General features: G+C 66.5%; 14 protein-coding genes. 5 read left to right on the plus strand and 9 right to left on the minus strand.

All coding sequences use genetic code 11. The features are described 5' to 3' along the window. Nucleotides 1-209 precede the first annotated feature (209 nt). Together purD and I6F12_RS23905 are read left to right on the plus strand one after the other, a co-directional pair. On the plus strand, nt 210-1,493 hold the full coding sequence (purD, locus tag I6F12_RS23900; protein ID WP_225157346.1) for a phosphoribosylamine--glycine ligase: 1,284 nt from the start codon (nt 210-212) through the stop codon (nt 1,491-1,493). 203 nt (nt 1,494-1,696) lie between these two features. Next, nucleotides 1,697-2,599 carry an alpha/beta hydrolase gene (locus tag I6F12_RS23905; RefSeq protein ID WP_225126853.1) on the plus strand — a complete coding sequence of 301 codons (903 nt, stop codon included), beginning with the start codon at nt 1,697-1,699 and terminating at the stop codon, nt 2,597-2,599. Between the two features lie 104 nt (nt 2,600-2,703). On the opposite strand, the gene tadA is transcribed toward I6F12_RS23905, so the two are convergent. Further along, nucleotides 2,704-3,162, minus strand: a complete 459-nt coding sequence (tadA, locus tag I6F12_RS23910) for a tRNA adenosine(34) deaminase TadA (RefSeq protein ID WP_225157347.1) — start codon at nt 3,160-3,162, stop codon at nt 2,704-2,706. 117 nt (nt 3,163-3,279) lie between these two features. Here tadA and I6F12_RS23915 point away from each other — a divergent pair, with 117 nt between their 5' ends. Together I6F12_RS23915 and rsmD are read left to right on the plus strand one after the other, a co-directional pair. Beyond that, complete coding sequence (locus I6F12_RS23915; protein ID WP_225157348.1) at nt 3,280-5,259, plus strand: pseudouridine synthase; 1,980 nt, start codon at nt 3,280-3,282, stop codon at nt 5,257-5,259. Nucleotides 5,260-5,261: 2 nt separating this feature from the next. After that, complete coding sequence (gene rsmD / locus I6F12_RS23920; protein WP_225157349.1) at nt 5,262-5,819, plus strand: 16S rRNA (guanine(966)-N(2))-methyltransferase RsmD; 558 nt, start codon at nt 5,262-5,264, stop codon at nt 5,817-5,819. Between the two features lie 82 nt (nt 5,820-5,901). On the opposite strand, the gene mutL is transcribed toward rsmD, so the two are convergent. Then, nucleotides 5,902-7,716, minus strand: a complete 1,815-nt coding sequence (gene mutL / locus I6F12_RS23925) for a DNA mismatch repair endonuclease MutL (protein ID WP_225157350.1) — start codon at nt 7,714-7,716, stop codon at nt 5,902-5,904. Between the two features lie 316 nt (nt 7,717-8,032). On the opposite strand from mutL, the gene I6F12_RS23930 reads away from it, so the two are divergent. Next, nucleotides 8,033-8,341 (plus strand): hypothetical protein, encoded by a 309-nt coding sequence (locus I6F12_RS23930; RefSeq protein WP_225126843.1) that lies wholly within the window; start codon nt 8,033-8,035, stop codon nt 8,339-8,341. A gap of 56 nt (nt 8,342-8,397) precedes the next feature. Here the strand turns inward: I6F12_RS23930 and arfB are convergent, their stop codons facing one another. The 7 genes from arfB to I6F12_RS23965 form a co-directional block, all read right to left on the minus strand. After that, nucleotides 8,398-8,814 carry an alternative ribosome rescue aminoacyl-tRNA hydrolase ArfB gene (arfB, locus tag I6F12_RS23935; protein ID WP_027575820.1) on the minus strand — a complete coding sequence of 139 codons (417 nt, stop codon included), beginning with the start codon at nt 8,812-8,814 and terminating at the stop codon, nt 8,398-8,400. Nucleotides 8,815-8,913: 99 nt separating this feature from the next. Beyond that, nucleotides 8,914-10,281, minus strand: a complete 1,368-nt coding sequence (locus tag I6F12_RS23940; protein WP_225157351.1) for a pitrilysin family protein — start codon at nt 10,279-10,281, stop codon at nt 8,914-8,916. After that, the gene (locus I6F12_RS23945; RefSeq protein ID WP_225157376.1) at nt 10,278-11,669 is read right to left on the minus strand and encodes a pitrilysin family protein; all 1,392 of its coding nucleotides are present in this window, start codon (nt 11,667-11,669) and stop codon (nt 10,278-10,280) included. Before I6F12_RS23945 ends, I6F12_RS23940 begins: the two co-directional genes overlap by 4 nt. Before the next feature lie 208 nt (nt 11,670-11,877). Further along, nucleotides 11,878-12,606 carry a hypothetical protein gene (locus I6F12_RS23950; protein WP_057027658.1) on the minus strand — a complete coding sequence of 243 codons (729 nt, stop codon included), beginning with the start codon at nt 12,604-12,606 and terminating at the stop codon, nt 11,878-11,880. A 96-nt stretch (nt 12,607-12,702) separates the two neighbouring features. Then, nucleotides 12,703-13,197: a signal peptidase II gene (gene lspA / locus I6F12_RS23955; protein ID WP_036027098.1), complete on the minus strand. Its 495-nt coding sequence runs from the start codon at nt 13,195-13,197 to the stop codon at nt 12,703-12,705. A gap of 10 nt (nt 13,198-13,207) precedes the next feature. After that, nucleotides 13,208-16,216, minus strand: a complete 3,009-nt coding sequence (ileS, locus tag I6F12_RS23960) for an isoleucine--tRNA ligase (RefSeq protein ID WP_225150995.1) — start codon at nt 16,214-16,216, stop codon at nt 13,208-13,210. Nucleotides 16,217-16,419: 203 nt separating this feature from the next. Beyond that, the gene (locus tag I6F12_RS23965; RefSeq protein ID WP_036027101.1) at nt 16,420-17,391 is read right to left on the minus strand and encodes a bifunctional riboflavin kinase/FAD synthetase; all 972 of its coding nucleotides are present in this window, start codon (nt 17,389-17,391) and stop codon (nt 16,420-16,422) included. Nucleotides 17,392-17,620 lie beyond the last annotated feature (229 nt).

Below are 17,620 nucleotides of genomic sequence, written 5' to 3' on the forward strand. Positions count from 1 at the left end.
TGGGCCTTGTTGGATCAGCGCCCGCGAGCACACGGGGAAATGCAATTCCCGTGTAGCCGATCGCTCGCATGGCGAAAAGTCATTCGCCAGCAAGCGCCTGGAATGATCGAGCACATCGAATGGCGGGGAGTTCGCGCCGTTTCCTCTTGAGCCCCACCCCGATTCATGCGACCTCCGCCCCCAGCAAAACCCCTTATTCTGAGCCTTCGATGCACATTCTCCTGCTTGGTTCCGGCGGCCGCGAACATGCCCTGGCGTGGAAGATCGCGGCCTCTCCCCTGGTGACCAAATTCTGGTGCGCGCCCGGCAATGCCGGCATCGCCAGCGAGGCGGAATGCGTGGCGCTCGATGTGGCCGACCATGGCGCGGTGATCGAGTTCTGCAAGCAAAACGCGGTCGCGCTCGTGGTGGTCGGGCCGGAGACGCCGCTGGCGGCCGGCATCGTCGATGATCTCACCAAAGCCGGCATCAAGGCGTTCGGGCCGAGCAAGGTGGCGGCCCAGCTCGAAAGCTCCAAGGGTTTTACCAAGGCGCTGTGCACCGAGTTCGGCATTCCGACCGGCGCCTACAAGCGCTTCACCAACGCCGATGACGCGCGCGCCTATGTGCAGAGCCAGGGCGCGCCGATTGTGGTCAAGGCCGACGGCCTTGCCGCCGGCAAGGGCGTCGTGGTCGCCAAGACCGTGCGCGAGGCCGAGGATGCCATCGCCATGATGTTCGAGGGCGCCTTCGGCGAGGCCGGCGCCGAGGTCGTGATCGAGGAGTTTCTGCCCGGCCGCGAGATCAGCTTCTTTGCGCTGTGCGACGGCGAAACGGCCATCCCGCTGGCCTCCGCCCAGGACCACAAGCGCGTGTTCGACCACGACGTCGGCCCGAACACCGGCGGCATGGGCGCCTATTCGCCGACGCCGCTGGTCACGCCCGCCGTCCACGACGCGATCATGGCCAAAATCATCCTGCCGACCGTGGCAGGCATGAAGCAGCGCGGCACGCCGTTCCGCGGCGTGCTCTATGCCGGCATCATGCTGACGACGCAGGGGCCAAAGCTGTTCGAGTTCAACGTCCGCTTCGGCGATCCCGAGTGCCAGGTGCTGATGCTGCGCATGATGAGCGACATCGTGCCGGCGCTGCTCGCCGCCTGTGACGGGGAGCTGAAGCACTTTGACCTGCGCTGGCACAAGGAATCCGCGCTCACCGTGGTGATGGCGGCGAAGGGCTATCCCGGCGACTACCAGAAGGGCACGCGCATCCAGGGGCTCGAGGAGGCCGCCAAGGTCGATACCGTCGAGATCTTCCACGCCGGCACGGTGGCCAAGGACGGCGCGATCCTCGCCAATGGCGGCCGCGTGCTCAATGTCTGCGCGCTCGGGGCGACCGTGACGGAAGCGCAGGCGCGCGCCTATCAGGCCGTCGACCGCATCGATTGGCCTGATGGCTTCTGCCGCCGCGACATCGGCTGGCAGGCGGTGGAGGCGGAAAAGGCCAAAAATTAGCGTGTCATTGCGGACGGCGCCCCCAAAAGCGCCGGTCCGGAATCGCGACGTTCGCGTCACCGCGCCGCCACATCTACACTCCAGAATATGCAATCGTCAGTTGGGGTTAGTTGCCCCGACGATAATACCGGTACTGTGCATGGGGTTGTTTTCGACACTTTTTGTCGAGCGGCCCCGCCACCGGCCAACAAGGATGCAACAAGATGTCCGATCTCGCCGACCTCTATCCGGGCTTCGCCGCCGAATGGATCGATACCTCGTTCGGCCGCATCTTCGCCCGCGTCGGCGGCAAGGGCCCGCCGCTGCTGCTCCTGCACGGCTTCTCCGAGACCCACGTGATGTGGCACCAGGTGGCGCCCGAGCTGGCCGAGCACTTCACGCTGATCATCGCCGACCTGCCGGGCTACGGCTGGTCCGACATGCCCGCGAGCGATGCGCTGCACATCCCCTACTCTAAGCGCGCCATGGCGAAAGCCATGGTCGAGGTGATGGAGCGCCTCGGCCACGTGCATTTCGCGCTCGCCGGCCACGACCGCGGCGGCCGCGTCTCGTATCGGCTCGCGCTCGATCATCCCGGCCGGCTGTCGAAGCTCGCCGTGCTCGATATCCTGCCGACCTATAATTACTGGGAGCGGATGAACCGCGCCTACGCACTGAAGATCTATCACTGGACCTTCCTGGCGCAGCCCTATCCGCTGCCGGAGACGCTGATCGCAGGCCAAGGCGAGTTCTTCCTGCGCTTCAAGATGGCGAGCCAGACCAAGTCGAAGACGCTGGACGCGATCGACCCGCGCGCGCTGGAGCACTACCTCGCCCCGTTCCGCGATCCCGCCCGCATCCACGCGATGTGCGAGGATTACCGCGCCGGCGCCTATTTCGACTACGACCTCGACAAGGCCGATTTCGAGGCCGGCAAGAAGATCACCATTCCGATGCTGGCGCTGTGGGGCAATGCCGGCATCGCCCAGGCCGCCGCGACGCCGCTCGACACGTGGAAGCAATGGGCCACGAACGCCTCCGGCATGCCGGTGGATTCCGGCCACTTCCTCACGGAGGAGAATCCCGATGTGACAGCGAGGGCGCTGCGCGAGTTCTTCTTGGCCTGACGATCTTGTAGCCCGGATGGAGCGCAGCGAAATCCGGGATTCTCTCCTCGCCGCGGCACTGTCCCGGATTGCGCTTCGCTCCATCCGGGCTACGCGACTCCGACCTACCGCCGCTCCCGAAAGAACTCCTTCAGCAGCCGCGCCGCCTCGCTCTCGCCGACGCCGGAATAGACGTCCGGCGCGTGGTGGCAGGTCGGCGAGGCAAAGAACCGCACGCCCGAGTCCACCGCGCCGCCCTTGGGGTCGGCCGCGCCGTAATAGAGCCGTCTCACCCTTGCAAACGAGATCGCGCCCGCACACATGGTGCAGGGCTCCAGCGTCACGTAGAGGTCGCAGTCGACCAGCCGCTCGCTGCCAATCTTCGCGGCGGCCGCGCGCAGCGCGATGATCTCGGCATGGGCGGTCGGATCATGGTCGGTCAGCGTCCGGTTGGCGCCGGTGGCGATCACCTCGTGATCGCGGACCACTACGCAGCCAACAGGAACTTCGCCCGCTTTTCCGGCATTTTCGGCCGCCAGAAGCGCCAAATCCATGAAAGAAGGGGCTTTCATGCCTCGTATCATCGCCAGAAACCTGCTACTAGCTCCGCCTTCAGCAAGAGTGGATACCGATTTTGCCTGAGCCTGCGGCTCGCAGCGAGCGCGCACAATGCTCGCGCCACCCCTTAAGTGAGATTAGTCATGCCTCGCGACAGCGACAAAGACAACGATTCCCGCGGCCGGCGAGGCCCCCCCAAAGGCCGTAGCGGCAAGCCGCGCGGGCCAGAGAAGAAATTCGCCAAGCGCGGCTTCGAGGGCAAGGGCGAGGGTAAGCGCGAGCGCGACAGCCGCCCGCCCCGTGGCGACCGCGACAGCCGCCCATTCCGCCGCCGCGAGGAGGGTGACGCACCGCGCCGCGATTTCAGTGACCGTCCCCGCTTCAAGCGCGACGACCGCGGCAGTGAAGGCCGCGGCGAGCGCAGCTTCAAGCCGCGCGGCGATCGCCCGTCATTTGGCCGCGACGATCGTCCGCCGCGCAGGGATCGCGACGATGCCCGCTCGGCCGGCCGCTCCAGCGATAGGAAGTTCGGCAACAAGAAGCCCTACGCGCCGCGCGGCGACCGCCCGGAGCGCAAGTTCGACGGCGAACGGAAATTTTCGCGGGGCGGCGACCGTGGGGATCGCAGGCCGCGCGAGGATCGTGGCGAACGTAGCTTCAAGCCGCGCGGAGACCGCCCGAATTTCGATCGCGGTGATCGCGCACCGCGCGGGGATCGCCCACGCAAAAGCTTCGACAAGGATTTCGGCGGCCGTGATCGCGGCGACGAGAAGCCCTGGCGTCAGCGCGACGAGCGCCGTGGGGGCGGTCGTGACGATGAACGTCCGCGTTTCTCTCGCTCGCGCGACGACCGCGCATCCGGTGACCGCCCGTTCCGCGAGCGGCCGAAATTCGATCGGCCCCGTGACCGCGACAGCGAACGCGGTGACCGTCCGCAGTTCGATCGCCCACGCCAGCGCCCCGAAGGCCGCATGGACTGGCAGGAGCATCCCCGCAACGAGGGCCGCTTCCGCGACCGTCCGCGCCGCGACAACGAGGACGACAGCAGGATCTTCGAGAAGCGTCCCGCCTTCGGCGGCCGCGGCGCTTATCGCGAGCGCGATCGTGATTTCGAGGGCCGGCCGCGCCGCGACGACGCGCCGAAGCCGAAGAAGGCCGGCGAGCGCATCGCCAAGGTGCTGGCCCGCGCCGGGCTTGCCTCGCGCCGCGATGCCGAGGAGATGGTCACGCAGGGCCGCGTCACCGTCAACGGCCGCGTGATCAATTCGCCGGCGCTCGACGTCACCAAGAACGACGTCGTCATGGTCGACGGCAAGCCGTTGCCGGAGCGCGAGCGCACGCGGCTTTTCCTCTACCACAAGCCGCGCGGGCTGATGACGACGCATGACGACCCCGAGGGCCGTCCGACCGTGTTCGACAATCTGCCCGAAGGCCTGCCGCGCCTGATCAGCGTCGGCCGGCTCGACTTCAACACCGAGGGCTTGCTGCTGCTCACCAACGATGGCGGCCTCGCGCGCACGCTCGAGCTGCCCGACACCGGCTGGCTGCGCCGCTACCGCGTCCGCGCCCATGGCGACGTCACCCAGGCGCAGCTCGACCAGCTCAAGAACGGCATCGAGATCGAGGGCGTCAAGTATGGTCCGATCGAGGCCACGCTGGAGCGCGACCAGGGCGCCAATGTCTGGCTGGTGTTCGCGATCCGCGAGGGCAAGAACCGCGAGGTGCGCAATGTCTGCGCCCATCTCGGCCTCGAGGTGAACCGGCTGATCCGCGTCTCCTACGGACCGTTCCAGCTCGGCGAGATTCCGGAAGGCCAGGTCGAGGAGATCCGCGCGCGCGTGCTGCGCGAGCAGCTCGGCGACAAGGTGATCGAGAAGTCGGGCGCGCAGTTCGACGCGCCCTCGAAATCATCTTCGCGCGCCGATGATGCACCGGGCGAGAAGAAGCCCGCCAGCAAGCGCGCGGTGATCAGCGACCGCAAGGGTCGCCGCGTACTGGTTCAGCGCACCGGCAGCGAGGAGGCGCGCGAGCGCAACGAGATGGAGGCGAGCGGCTACGGCCCGCCGCGCCGTCCCAAGCGCGGTTATCACGGCAAACGCGACCTGACGCCGCGGGAGGATTGACGTTGCGCGTCGTCGGCGGTCGTTTGAAGGGGCGTAATCTCGCCTCACCGTCTTCGCGTGACATCCGCCCGACGGCGGACCGGTTGCGCGAGTCCGTGTTCAACATCCTCGTTCACGCCTATGACGATCCGATCCAGGACGCGCGCGTGCTCGATCTCTTCGCCGGCACCGGCGCACTCGGCATAGAAGCTTCATCACGCGGCGCCAAGTTCACGCTGTTCGTGGACAACGGCGCGGAGGCGCGGGCGCTGCTGCGCAACAATGTGGAATCGCTCGGCCTCGGCGGCGTCACCAAGGTCTATCGCCGCGATGCGACCGATCTCGGCCCCGCGCATCCCGTCGAGCCGTTCTCGCTGGTGTTCCTCGATCCGCCCTATGGCAAGGGCTTTGCGGAGAAGGCGCTTGCGAGCCTGCGCGACGGCGGCTGGCTCACCCCGGGCGCGCTGCTGGTGGTGGAAGAGGCGAAGGCCGCGCAGTTCGTGACGCCCGAAGGTTTTGAGGAGCTGGAGCGGCGGGCGTATGACGACACGGAGTTTGTGTTCTTGCGTAGGGCGGATTAGCGAAGCGTAATCCGCCACTGTCTCTCACGGCGGAAGCTCAAGAGGTGGATTACGCCTTCGGCCAATCCACCCTACGGCACCGTCACCTCCGCCCGAACAGCTTCTCCACGTCGCTCAGCTTCAGCTCGACATAGGTCGGCCGGCCGTGATTGCACTGGCCGGAGTTCGGCGTGTCCTCCATCTCGCGGAGCAGCGCGTTCATCTCCTCCGGCCGCAGCCGGCGGCCGGCGCGCACCGAGCCGTGGCAGGCCATGGTGGCGGCGACGTGCATCAGGCGGCGTTCGAGCGGCAGCGCCTCGTCCCATTCGGCCATGTGCTCGGAGAGATCGCGCAACAGGCCGCCGGCATTGGTCTTGCCGAGCAGCGACGGCGTCTCGCGCACCGCGACCGCGCCGGGGCCGAAGGCTTCAATGGCAAGGCCGAACGATGCCAGCTCCTCGCTGCGCTCCAGCAGGCGCTCCACCGTCGCCTCGTCCATCTCGACAATCTCAGGGATCAGCAGGATCTGCCGCTGTACGCCGTTCGCGGCGAGCGAGGCCTTCAGCCGCTCGTAGACGATGCGCTCATGGGCGGCGTGCTGATCGACGATGATCAGGCCGTCGCGGGTCTGCGAGACGATGTAGGTCTCGTGGATCTGCGTGCGCGCCGCGCCGAGCGGGCGATCGACGAGATCGCCGGCGGGTTGGCTCTCGATCCGCACGTCAGCACTGGGCGCGCCGACGTCGAAGGCAGCCTGCGCACGCTCGGCGAAGGCGGGCGCGGCGGCGCCTTCGAACGACGGCATCGGCGCCACCGGGGCGGCTGGCGAGGCGCGCCAGTCCCAGCTTGCCGGACGTGGCGGCGTGAAGGCTGGGCGGAACGAGGACAGCGCGCTCTCGCCGCTATTGGCGGCGGTGCGGCGGCCCTCGCGCGCCAGCGCTTCCTTCAAGCCATGCACGATCAGCGCGCGGACGAGGCCGGCATTGCGGAAGCGCACCTCGGTCTTGGCCGGATGCACATTGGCGTCAACCTCACGCGGATCGAGCGTGACGAACAGCGCCAACACCGGATGGCGGTCGCGCGGCAGGTAGTCGGAATAGGCCGCGCGCACGGCGCCGAGAATGAGCTTGTCGCGCACCGGCCGGCCGTTGACGAAGAGATATTGGCCGAGCGCGTTGGCCTTTGTGAGCGCCGGCGCGGCGGCATAGCCGGCGACCACGACGCCCTCGCGCTCGGCATGGACCTCGATGGCGTGGCTGCGGAACTCGGCGCCGAGGATGTCGCCAAGCCGGGTCAGCCGTCCGGCCGCGCCGGGCAGCGCCGCGGTCCAGGTCACCGGTGCGCGCTCCTCGCCGGCGAGCGTGAAGGCGATGTCGGGCCGTGCCATCGCGAGGCGCCGTACCACTTCGCGGATGGCTTCCGCCTCGGTGCGGTCGGTCTTCAGAAACTTGAGCCGCGCCGGCGTCGCATAGAAGAGGTCGCCAACCTCGACGCGCGTGCCATGCGCCAGCGCCGCCGGCATGATCCCGGACTTCTCGCCCCCCTCGACCGACAACGCCCAGGCGTGCGGCTCGCTGGCGTGCCGCGTGGTGATGGAGAGGCGCGCCACCGATCCGATCGAGGGCAGGGCCTCGCCGCGAAACCCGAGGGTGCGGATCTGCAGCAGGTCCTCGTCGTCGAGCTTGGAGGTGGCATGGCGCTCGACGGCGAGCGCAAGGTCTTTTGCGGTCATGCCGCTGCCGTCGTCGGTGATGCCGATCCGCCGCCGCCCGCCGCCGTCGGTGAAGACGTCGATGCGGCTCGCGCCGGCATCGATGGCGTTCTCGACCAGCTCCTTGACCACGCTCGCCGGACGTTCGACCACCTCGCCGGCGGCGATGCGGTTGACGACCTGTTCTGGCAGCTGGCGGACGGGCATGAGGCTCACTCGGCGAATATTCTCAAGTGTAATGCCACGCAGCGACAAATGCATGGGTCAGGTCGAGCTTCCCACACCCGAAATGGGGGACATTTTCGGCGCGCCTCGTCCGTCGGGAATGCTTGGCATGTTCCGCGCCGCCGCATATGAGGAGCACAATTCCGCGAAAGCGCCGCGAAAACCCTAAACGATCACCACACGACGCGGCTTGCATCACACCGCGCCGTTCGAACTCTCTTTGCGATGAACCGGTCCGGTGCAGGCGAACGGTGCAGAAGGCAACCGACGGTTCATCGCGACATTCCAGGAGAAATGGATGAAGTTGGTGAAGACCTCTGCGATCGCTTGCGCTCTCGCGGCCCTCGTTGCAACGCCCGTTCTCGCCCAAGGCACCTCGTCTGGGACGAGGCCTGGCGGCACCGTACAAAGCAAGCCCATGCAAGGAGGCGCGTCAGGCAGCGAGGATGAGGATCTCGGTGCACAGCAGGGCGCAGCCGGCGAGAAGGTCGGCATGAAGTCGGGCAAAGGCACGAAGGGGTCCGTCGGGACCACCGGCAGCGCGACGCGCAAGGGCACCACGGACGATGCGGCGACCGGCGGTGCTGCGGCCGGCAAGCGCTACTGACGCCAGCTCGCGAACGGCAAATCTCCGGTCGCTCGCGCGACCGGAGGTTTTTCGCATCAATCGTCGAAGCTCCGGCCGCGGCCGGCCTTGATGTCGCTGCGGCGTTTCTTGCCCTCGAGCCGGCGCTGCTTGGAGGCGAAGGTCGGCCGCGTCGCACGGCGAGGCGTCGGCCGGACCATGGCCTCCTTGAGGATCTCGACGAGACGGTCGATGGCATCCTGACGGTTGCGCTCCTGAGTGCGAAAGCGCTGAGCGTGGATCACGATCACGCCGTCCTTGGTCATGCGCTGGCCGGCAATGCGGGCAAGGCGCAGCGCCGCGTCCTCGGGCAAGGTCAGCTTGCGCGTGTCGAAGCGCAGCTGCGCGGAGGTCGCGACCTTGTTGACGTTCTGCCCGCCCGGGCCGGAGGCGCGGACAAAGCCGATCTCGATGTCGTCCTCGTCGATGACGAGATCGCGGGATATCCGCAGCATGCTGGCACCATTCGTGATGTCAGGACATACCGCGGACATCCGTCGTCAGCAATGGCGCTGCCGTGAAACGCAAATGGCCGGAAACGTCGAGAAAAGAGATCAGTTCGACTTCGTCGCCGGTGCAGCCGCCGGTTGCACGGCGGCCTGCGGGGCCCGGCCGACGACGACGGTCAGCAGCCCCTGGCCCCAGAGCCGCTTGGCGGCCGCCTTGGCATCGTCCAGCGTCACGGCGTCGACGATGGCGTTGCGCTTCTCGATATAGTCGATCGGCAGCTTGTCTTGCTGATATTGCAGCAGCGCCTGTGCCAGCTTGGACGAGGTGTCGAGCGCCAGCATCTGCGAGCCCTTGAGATAGGACTTGGCCTCATCGAGCTCCTTCTGCGTCGGGCCCTCCTCGGCGATGCGGCGCACCTCCTGTTCGATGGCCTCGATGGTGTCGCCGGCGCGGTCGGCGCGGGTGCCGGTATTGCCGATGAAAATCGCCGAGTGCTGCATCCAGAGCAGCGACTCGTACACCGAATAGGCCAGTCCGCGCTTCTCGCGCACCTCGCGATAGAGCCGGGACGATAGGCCGCCGCCGCCGAGGATGTGGTTGACGACGTAGGCCGCCATGAAGCTCGGATCACTCCGCTTCACGCCGGGTCCGCCGAAGGTGATCACCGTCTGCGGCACGTCGAGGGTCACGAAGGCGCGTTGCGGCGGCTTTGCAGCCTCGACGTCGGGGACTGGCGTCAGATTGGCTTTGGCGGGCAGGCTGCCGAAGGTGTGGTCGAGCAGCTTTCCGAGCGTAGCCGGATCGACGTCGCCGACGACCGCAATCTTGAGGCCATCCCTGGCGAGGACACGGCCGACATAATTCCTCAGGTCGGCAATTGTGATGGTAGGCACGCTGTCGAGCTTGCCGTTGCTCTGCCGGCTGTAGGGGTGATCGCCGAACGCGAGCTCCAGAAACTTGCGGCTCGCCAGCGAGGTCGGATTGGTGGTCTCGCGGCGCAGGCCCGAGATGACCTGCGAGCGGATGCGTTCGACGTCGGCCGTGTCGAAATGCGGCGAGGTCAGCGCCATCCTGAGCAGGTCGAAGGCCTCGTCCTTGTTGTCGCGCAGCATGCGAAGGCTGCCCCGGAGGGTGTCGCGGGTGGCGTTGAAGGACAGCTCGATGGCGCGGCGGTCGAGCCGTTCATGGAACGTCTTGGAATCGAGATCGCCTGAGCCTTCGTCGAGGAGAGAGCCGACCAGATTGGCAACGCCCGGCTTGTCCTTGGGGTCCTCCGCCGAGCCCCCGGCGAAGGAATATTCCATGGCAATCAGCGGCACGGTTGCGTCCTGCACGAACCAGGCTTCAATGCCGCCCGGCGAGATCAGGTGCTGGATCTTTGCGGCGGCCTGCGACGGCGAGACCGCAGAGAATGCGAGGACCGCGCCGGCGGCAACGGAGAATGCAATGTGGCGAAGGAAGGAATAGGTCACGAGCGCTTCTCCTCGCGCTTGGCGGTTGCAGTGTCCTTGATCAGGTAGCCCGTCACCGAGCGCTTCTTCTCGAGCCATTTCTGGGCGACGGCGCGAACCTGCTCGGCGGTGACGGCGCGGATGCGATCGGGCCAGCTCCTGATGTCCTCGATCGACAGGCCCGTGGTCAGCGCGCCGCCGTACCAGCGCGCCAGCACAGCCTGGTTGTCCTGGGCGTAGATCGCTTCGGCAATGAGCTGGGTTTTGACCCGCTCCAGATCCTCGGCGCGGATCGGGTTCTGCGCGACGTTGGCAAGGACCCCGTCGACCGCCTGCTCGACCTCTGTGAAACTGACGCCGGGTTTCGGTGCAGCCGAGATCGCGAACTGGGTCGGGTCGAGCGAGATGCTCGAATAGCTGGCGCTGGCGGAGACCGCGAGCGGCTTGTCGACCACGAGGGCACGGTAAAGATAGGAATTGCTGCCGCTGCCGATCAACTGCGCCAGCACGTCGAGGGCCGCGCTCTCGCCGGCCGCGGCCGTGGTTGCCGAGGGCACGAGATAATAGCGCCGCATGTTCGGCTGCTCGACGCGCGGGTCGGCCAGCGTGACGGTGCGCGGGGCGGCGGGCTCCGGCTCCTGCGGACGAACGCGCCGCGCCGGGATCGCGGGCTGTGCGGGGATCGAGCCGAAATTGCGCTCGACCAGCGGGCGGACTTCGGCGGCGTCGACGTCGCCGGCGATCACCAGGATCGCGTTGTTCGGCGCATAAAAGCGACGATAGAAGGCAAGCGCATCCTCGCGATCGAGCTTCTCGATCTCCTGATGCCAGCCGATCACCGGCCGCCCATAAGGGTGGTTGAGATAGAGCGCGGCCATGATCTGCTCGTTCAACCGCGCATCCGGATTGTTGGCGACGCGCATGTTGTACTCTTCGAGCACGACGTCGCGCTCGGGCAGCACGTTCTCGTCCTTGAGGACGAGGCCCGTCATGCGGTCGGCCTCGAACTCCATCATGGTCGGCAGCTGCTCTTTCGGCACGCGCTGATAGTAGTTGGTGTAGTCGACCGAGGTCGAAGCGTTCTCGTTGCCGCCGACACGCAGCACGGTCTGGGAGAATTCGCCTGCCGGATGCTTCGCGGTGCCCTTGAACATCAGGTGCTCGAGGAAGTGCGCGAGGCCGGACTTGCCGGGCGTCTCATCGGCCGAGCCGACCTTGTACCAGATCATCTCGGTGACAACGGGGGTGCGGCGGTCCGGGATCACCACGACCTGCATGCCGTTGGCGAGCGTGAAGCTGGCGGGCGGAGCCGATGTCACCGTGGTCTGGGCAAGGGCGGCGCCGGCCGAAAGGACACTCGTCGAAAGCAGCGCGGCAAGGAGGCAGGCAGCCGATCGGTAAGAGGACATCATGATCCCTGGTTGTGAGGTGCCGAGCCCGGATCTCCGGCTCGGAGGGCACGGCAGGCTACACCGTGCGGCTGAGGCTTCGCGTCACGAAGCAGAGAACTCAACGCTTAGGCAAGTTACTGATAAGCAATTTTGAACGAGGTGGGCGGACATGCGCCGCCCGACCCTCGCTTCGCGTGGGTCAGAATGTCGCGACAGGACAGGAACGCTATTGTTCCTTCTCCTTGCCGGATCGGACGTCGAAATAGGTCCGCTTCGAATTATCCGGGCCGGCGCCGTAGGCGTAGTTCGGCGACGGCGTCTGATATCCCGGCGGCGGCTCCACCAGCGATTGGCGTGGCGGTTCCGACGTAAACTGCTTGGACTCGGGCCCGTTCCCTTTGAAGAGTTTCCACAGCCCTCCGGTATATCCGAGTTCGGCAGGGCTCATCGTCGGATTGGCCACGTTGGTGCCCGGCTGGACCGGGTCATTGCCGGTCTTTTCGGCGGCGGCCGTCCTATGTGCGTTCAACTCGGCGGGCGACAGCGGCTGGGCGTTCTTCCAGTACTCCGTTGCCTTGTTACCGGACTTCTTCCGCTGGGCGATGGCCTCCTTGCGGCGCTTCTCGTCGGGGTCCTTCGGCCAGTTCGGCGCAGCCGCGGCTTCGGCGGCGGCAGGCGGCGGCAGGTCGAGCTTGGGCGGCACGACCAGCGGCGAACGCTCGCGGTATTCGATGCCGGGTTTTTCCATGCTCCGGGCGCCAAGGCCAGTCATCAGGTTGTCGATGAGCTTCTCTTCGAAGGTCATGTCGTCGTCGTCGTCATCGTCGGCAGCACGGGCGCCACCGGTCGACATGACGAGGCCGATGCCGAGCGCGACGGCGGCCAATTTCAGTGCCCGCCAGCCCCCCGATTGGGAGCCCCGAACCATCGAACCGCTGGTCTTCGAGCTGCGCATCACCGTACCTGTTTCATATTGTAGCAGATTGCCGCCCACACGCGGCTTGACCCTTGCAAAAGCCGGGTTCCAGCTGCCGGTCCGTATCGGCCGGGATCAGGGCGCTTTTGCGGCGGGTACCCCCAGGAAGGAATCATACAATAGCGCTGCCACCCCAGCAACGATGGCCACGTCCGCGAGGTTAAACACATACCAATTATAGGTATTTCCGGCGATCTCGATGTGGAACAGGGCGAAATCCACCACCGCGCCATAGGCCAGGCGGTCGATGCCGTTGCCGATGGCGCCGCCGATGATCAGGCCGAGCGCGACGGTCGCGAGCATGGTGTGCGAGCGGGCCATCCAGATCGCCAGCGCAACCACCGCGATCACTTTGACGGCCATCAGCGCGAGCTGCGCGGCCTGGCTGTCGTTCTGGAGCCAGCCGAAGCTGATGCCGATATTCCAGGCCAGCACCAGGTCGAAGAACGGCGTCACCCGCACCGCGCCGCGACGGGCGAGGTCGAACACGTTCAACAGCCAGAGCTTCGAGGCCTGGTCGGCCACGAGCGTGACCATGGCCGCGAGGATGCCGGCACGGAGCGGGGTCATGGCCGACCGATCAGACGCTCACCCCCAGCGCCTTCCACTCGCGCAGTGCCTTGGCATCGCGCGGGGTGACGTCGGGGTATTCGGCGTCTTCGCCGACCATCGGCGAGATCTTCCAGGAGCGGGCGCATTTGGTGCCGATCGCCCTCTCCACGACGACCGCGACGCCGGGGACGGCATCGAGGCGGAACGCCGAGGCCGGCGCCTCGCCCTCCCGCACCTCGTAGTTCGAGGTGATGCAGACTTCAGCCAGATCGATGTCGAACAAGGTTGCCAGCATGCCGCGATCGGCGACATAGATTACCGGCGATGCCTCGAGCGAGGAGCCGATGTTCTTGGCGGCGCGTTCCAGCTCGAGTGCGCCGGTGACGACGCGACGCACGTTGCGGATCGTCTCCCATTTCGCGGCGAGCTTGTCGTCGCGCAAGGCTTCGAGATCGGTCGGGAACAGCGTCAGGTGCACGGACGGTTCGGCGTCGGGCCGGTACATGCGCCACGCCTCCTCCGCAGTGAAGCTGAGGATCGGGGCCAGCCATTTCAGGATCGAAGCGCACAACAGGTCGATGGTCGTCAGCGCCGCCTTGCGCGTCAGCGACGAGGGCGGATCGCAATACAGCGTATCCTTGCGGATGTCGAAGTAGAAGGCGGAGAGCTCGCTGTTCAGGAAGGCCGACAGGATCGCGACCACGGTCTTGTAGTCGAACTCCCGGTAGGCCTTGCCGATCGCGGCGGCGCGACCTGAGAGCTCGTGCAGCATCAAGCGCTCGAGCTCGGGCATCTCGGCCGGCGCGATTGCATCGGCCGGCCTGTAATGATGCAGCGTCCCCAGCATCCAGCGCACGGTGTTGCGCAGCTTGCGATAAGTCTCGACGGTGTTCTTCAGGATCTCGGGGCCGATGCGCTGGTCGTCGGTATAGTCGCTCGACGCGACCCAGAGCCTTAAGATGTCGGCGCCAGATTCCTTGATGACGGCCTGCGGCTCGATGGTGTTGCCGAGCGACTTCGACATCTTGCGGCCGTCCTCGGCCTGGGTGAAGCCGTGGGTCAGCACGATGTCGTAAGGCGCGCGGCCACGCGTGCCGCAGCTTTCCAGCAGCGAGGAGTGGAACCAGCCGCGATGCTGGTCCGAGCCTTCCAGATACATCACCGTGTCGGCGCCGCCGTCGACCTTGCGCTTGATGCCGGCGAGCCCGGGAAACTGCACGGGATCTTCGAGCACGAAAGCGTGGGTGGAGCCGGAATCGAACCAAACGTCGAGAATGTCGTCGACCTTCTGCCAGTCCTCGTTCGCGCGGGGCCCGAGGAAGCGCTCGCGCGCGCCGGTCGCGTACCAGGCGTCGGCGCCTTCCTTCTCGAAGGCTTCACCGATGCGCGCATTGACGGCCTCGTCCTGGAGGATCTCAGCGGAGCCGTCGCCCTTCTCGCGCACGAACACGGCGATCGGCACCCCCCAGGCGCGCTGGCGCGAGATCACCCAGTCGGGGCGTGCCTCGATCATGCCGTTGATGCGGTTCTCGCCGGACGGCGGCACCCATTGCGTCACCGAGATCGCCTGCAGCGCGCGGGCGCGCAGCGTGTCGCCGCTCTTCGTCTTGCCGCCCACCGCGATGTCCTTGTCCATCGCAATGAACCATTGCGGTGTGTTGCGGAAGATTACCGGCTTCTTGGAGCGCCAGGAGTGCGGATATTGATGCTTCAGCCGGCCGCGGGCGAGCAGCATGCCTTTCTCGACGAGCGCCTTGATCACGGCCTCGTTGGCATCGCCCTTCTCGCCCTTGTCGGTGATGACGCGCTTGCCGGCAAAGCCCGGCGCATGATCGGTGTAGGCGCCGTTCTCGTCGACGGTATAGGGGATGGCGGTGTTGATGCCGCGCGCGTCGAGATCGCGCGCCTCTGCCATCCAGACATCGAAGTCCTCGCGGCCATGGCCGGGCGCCGTGTGCACGAAGCCGGTGCCGGTGTCGTCGGTGACATGGTCGCCAGGCAGCAGCGGCACGATGAAGTCGTAGCCACCGCCGACGCCCTTGAGCGGGTGGGCACACTCGATCGCGTCCATGGTGTCGCCGGGGACGTCGCGGACCTTCTCATAAGCCGTCACGCGCGCCTGCTTGAAGACGTCTTGCGCGAGCGCATCGGCGAGGATGAGGAGGTCGCCGTTCCTGGCCCAATTGTCGGCGGGGGCGTCCGTCACCTTGTAGAGGCCATAAGCGATCTTCGGCGAGAACGAGATGGCGCGATTGCCCGGCAGCGTCCAGGGCGTGGTGGTCCAGATCACGACGCTCGCCGAGGCGAGCGCACCGTGCGCGGGCGAGGTCACCGGGAATTTCACCCAGACCGTATCGGACGTGTGGTCCTCGTACTCCACCTCGGCTTCGGCCAGCGCGGTCTTCTCGACCACGCTCCACATCACCGGCTTGGAGCCGCGATAGAGCGTGCCGTTTGCGGCAAACTTCATCAGCTCGCGCGCGATCTGGGCTTCGGCCGGATAGCTCATGGTGGCGTAGGGATGGTCCCAATCGCCGATCACGCCGAGGCGCTTGAACTCCTCGCGCTGCACGCCGAGCCAGTGCGTGGCATAGGCGCGGCACTCCTTGCGGAAATCAATCATCGCGGCGCTGTCGCGGAAGTCGGGCTTCTGCTTGCCCTTCTTGCGATAATGCTCCTCCTCGACCTTCCACTCGATCGGCAGGCCGTGGCAGTCCCAGCCCGGCACGTAGTTGGAATCGAAGCCGAGCATCTGCTGGCTCTTGGTGACGAGGTCCTTCAGGATCTTGTTCAGCGCCGTGCCGATATGGATGTTGCCGTTGGCGTAGGGCGGGCCGTCATGCAACACGAACTTGGCGCGGCCCTTCGCACTCTGGCGCAGCTTCTCGTAGAGGCCGATCTCGTACCAGCGCTTGAGGATCTCCGGCTCGCGCTGCGGCAGCCCGGCGCGCATCGGGAATTCGGTCTGCGGCAGGAACAGGGTCTTCGAATAGTCCTTGGCTTCAGACTTTTGGGACTTTTGCGGCTTTTCGGACATGAGGCTGACTGGCTCGGAAGGGGCGCGGGAACGGATGGCGATGCGGAATCGCGGGTGAAACGACGAAATCCCGGTCTTGCGCCGAGCCCTCAGGCTCAGGCGGAAGCCGGGCCGCTAATCCCTATGATGCGCCGCGCAAACATGGGCTCTCCATAGCAGGGGGGCGGAGGAAGCGCAAAGGTCCGGGGGCCCGGTTTCGCCTCTCAATCGATCACGCCCAGGCGCGGAAACGCGTCCGGGGCGGCGGCGAGCATGGCGCGGGCGCGGGCGGAATCGTCGTCCATCTGGTGGATCAGGGCCTCGAGACCATCGAATTTCAGCTCATCGCGGATGAAGCCGATGAAGGCGCAGTCGAGCGCCTGCCCGTAGAGGTCGCCCTTGAAGTCGAACAGGAAGATTTCGAGCAGCGGGGCGCCATTGTCGAAGGTCGGGCGGCGGCCGAAGCTGGCCACCCCGTCCAGCCGCTCGGTGCCGCGGCCGACCCGGACCGCGTAGATGCCGTGCTTGAGGCCGCAATTGGCGTCCAGGCGGATGTTGGCGGTGGGATAGCCGAGGTCGCGGCCGCGCTTTTCGCCGTGGATGACCTCGCCGGTGATGAACCAGGGCGCGCCCAGCATGGTCGTGGCCTCGTCGAGCTGGCCCTCGGCGAGGGCGATCCGGATCGCGCTGGAGGAGACCGGCCGCTCGTCGATATCGACATGCGGCTGGACGTCGACTTCGATGCCGAGCCGGGGCGCCTCGTTGACCAGGAGGCTCGGGGAGCCGACGCGACCCTTGCCGAAATGGAAGTCGTAGCCGACCGCGATGCCGCTGACGCCGAGCCGCCCGATCAGGTCATGGTGAATGAAATCTTGCGCGCTGGTTCCGGCACGGGCCTTGTCGAAGGTCATGACCACGGCGCCGGCAAGCCCGGTACCGGCCAGAAGCCGCAGCTTGGCCCGCTCGTCCGTCAGGCGGAATTGCGGGGTGTTGGGGCTGAAGAACCGTCGCGGATGCGGCTCGAAGGTCAAGGCCAGCGCAGGCCGGCCATGCGCCCTGCCCATCTCCAGGGCAGCCGCGATGACCGCGCGATGGCCGAGATGCACGCCGTCGAAATTGCCCATGGCAACCACGGCGCCCCTCGGAATCGCGGAATCCGGCGTTGTATCGCGGATGACGGTAAAAGGCGGAGCCATCAGGGGAATTCTCGAACCGGGCAGGACCGGCCCGGACCGTGGCGCGACCGGCACCGCGAAGTCAAGCGGCGGGGCGGGCAGACATTGAACACGATTTCAAGCCTTCGGAGCTGACCGCAGTTAACGCGCTGTTTAAGGCCTTGGTGCTAGTCCTTGAGGCGTGGAACTGCCGGGCGCCGGCCTGGCAGGTCCGATCGTAATATTCCTGGGTTTGCGTTGGGGGAGTCGA

Source organism: Bradyrhizobium sp. IC4059, from assembly GCF_020193615.1.
Classification (GTDB): domain Bacteria; phylum Pseudomonadota; class Alphaproteobacteria; order Rhizobiales; family Xanthobacteraceae; genus Bradyrhizobium; species Bradyrhizobium yuanmingense.

Excerpts from the sequence above, each read along its gene's own strand:
- tadA (WP_225157347.1), bottom strand. The coding sequence starts at position 3,162 with ATGATACGAGGCATGAAAGCCCCTTCTTTCATGGATTTGGCGCTTCTG.
- I6F12_RS23950 (WP_057027658.1), bottom strand. The coding sequence starts at position 12,606 with ATGCGCAGCTCGAAGACCAGCGGTTCGATGGTTCGGGGCTCCCAATCG.
- I6F12_RS23945 (WP_225157376.1), bottom strand. The coding sequence starts at position 11,669 with ATGTCCTCTTACCGATCGGCTGCCTGCCTCCTTGCCGCGCTGCTTTCG.
- ileS (WP_225150995.1), bottom strand. The coding sequence starts at position 16,216 with ATGTCCGAAAAGCCGCAAAAGTCCCAAAAGTCTGAAGCCAAGGACTAT.
- mutL (WP_225157350.1), bottom strand. The coding sequence starts at position 7,716 with ATGCCCGTCCGCCAGCTGCCAGAACAGGTCGTCAACCGCATCGCCGCC.
- arfB (WP_027575820.1), bottom strand. The coding sequence starts at position 8,814 with ATGCTGCGGATATCCCGCGATCTCGTCATCGACGAGGACGACATCGAG.
- I6F12_RS23930 (WP_225126843.1), top strand. The coding sequence starts at position 8,033 with ATGAAGTTGGTGAAGACCTCTGCGATCGCTTGCGCTCTCGCGGCCCTC.
- I6F12_RS23905 (WP_225126853.1), top strand. The coding sequence starts at position 1,697 with ATGTCCGATCTCGCCGACCTCTATCCGGGCTTCGCCGCCGAATGGATC.
- lspA (WP_036027098.1), bottom strand. The coding sequence starts at position 13,197 with ATGACCCCGCTCCGTGCCGGCATCCTCGCGGCCATGGTCACGCTCGTG.
- I6F12_RS23965 (WP_036027101.1), bottom strand. The coding sequence starts at position 17,391 with ATGGCTCCGCCTTTTACCGTCATCCGCGATACAACGCCGGATTCCGCG.
- I6F12_RS23915 (WP_225157348.1), top strand. The coding sequence starts at position 3,280 with ATGCCTCGCGACAGCGACAAAGACAACGATTCCCGCGGCCGGCGAGGC.
- purD (WP_225157346.1), top strand. The coding sequence starts at position 210 with ATGCACATTCTCCTGCTTGGTTCCGGCGGCCGCGAACATGCCCTGGCG.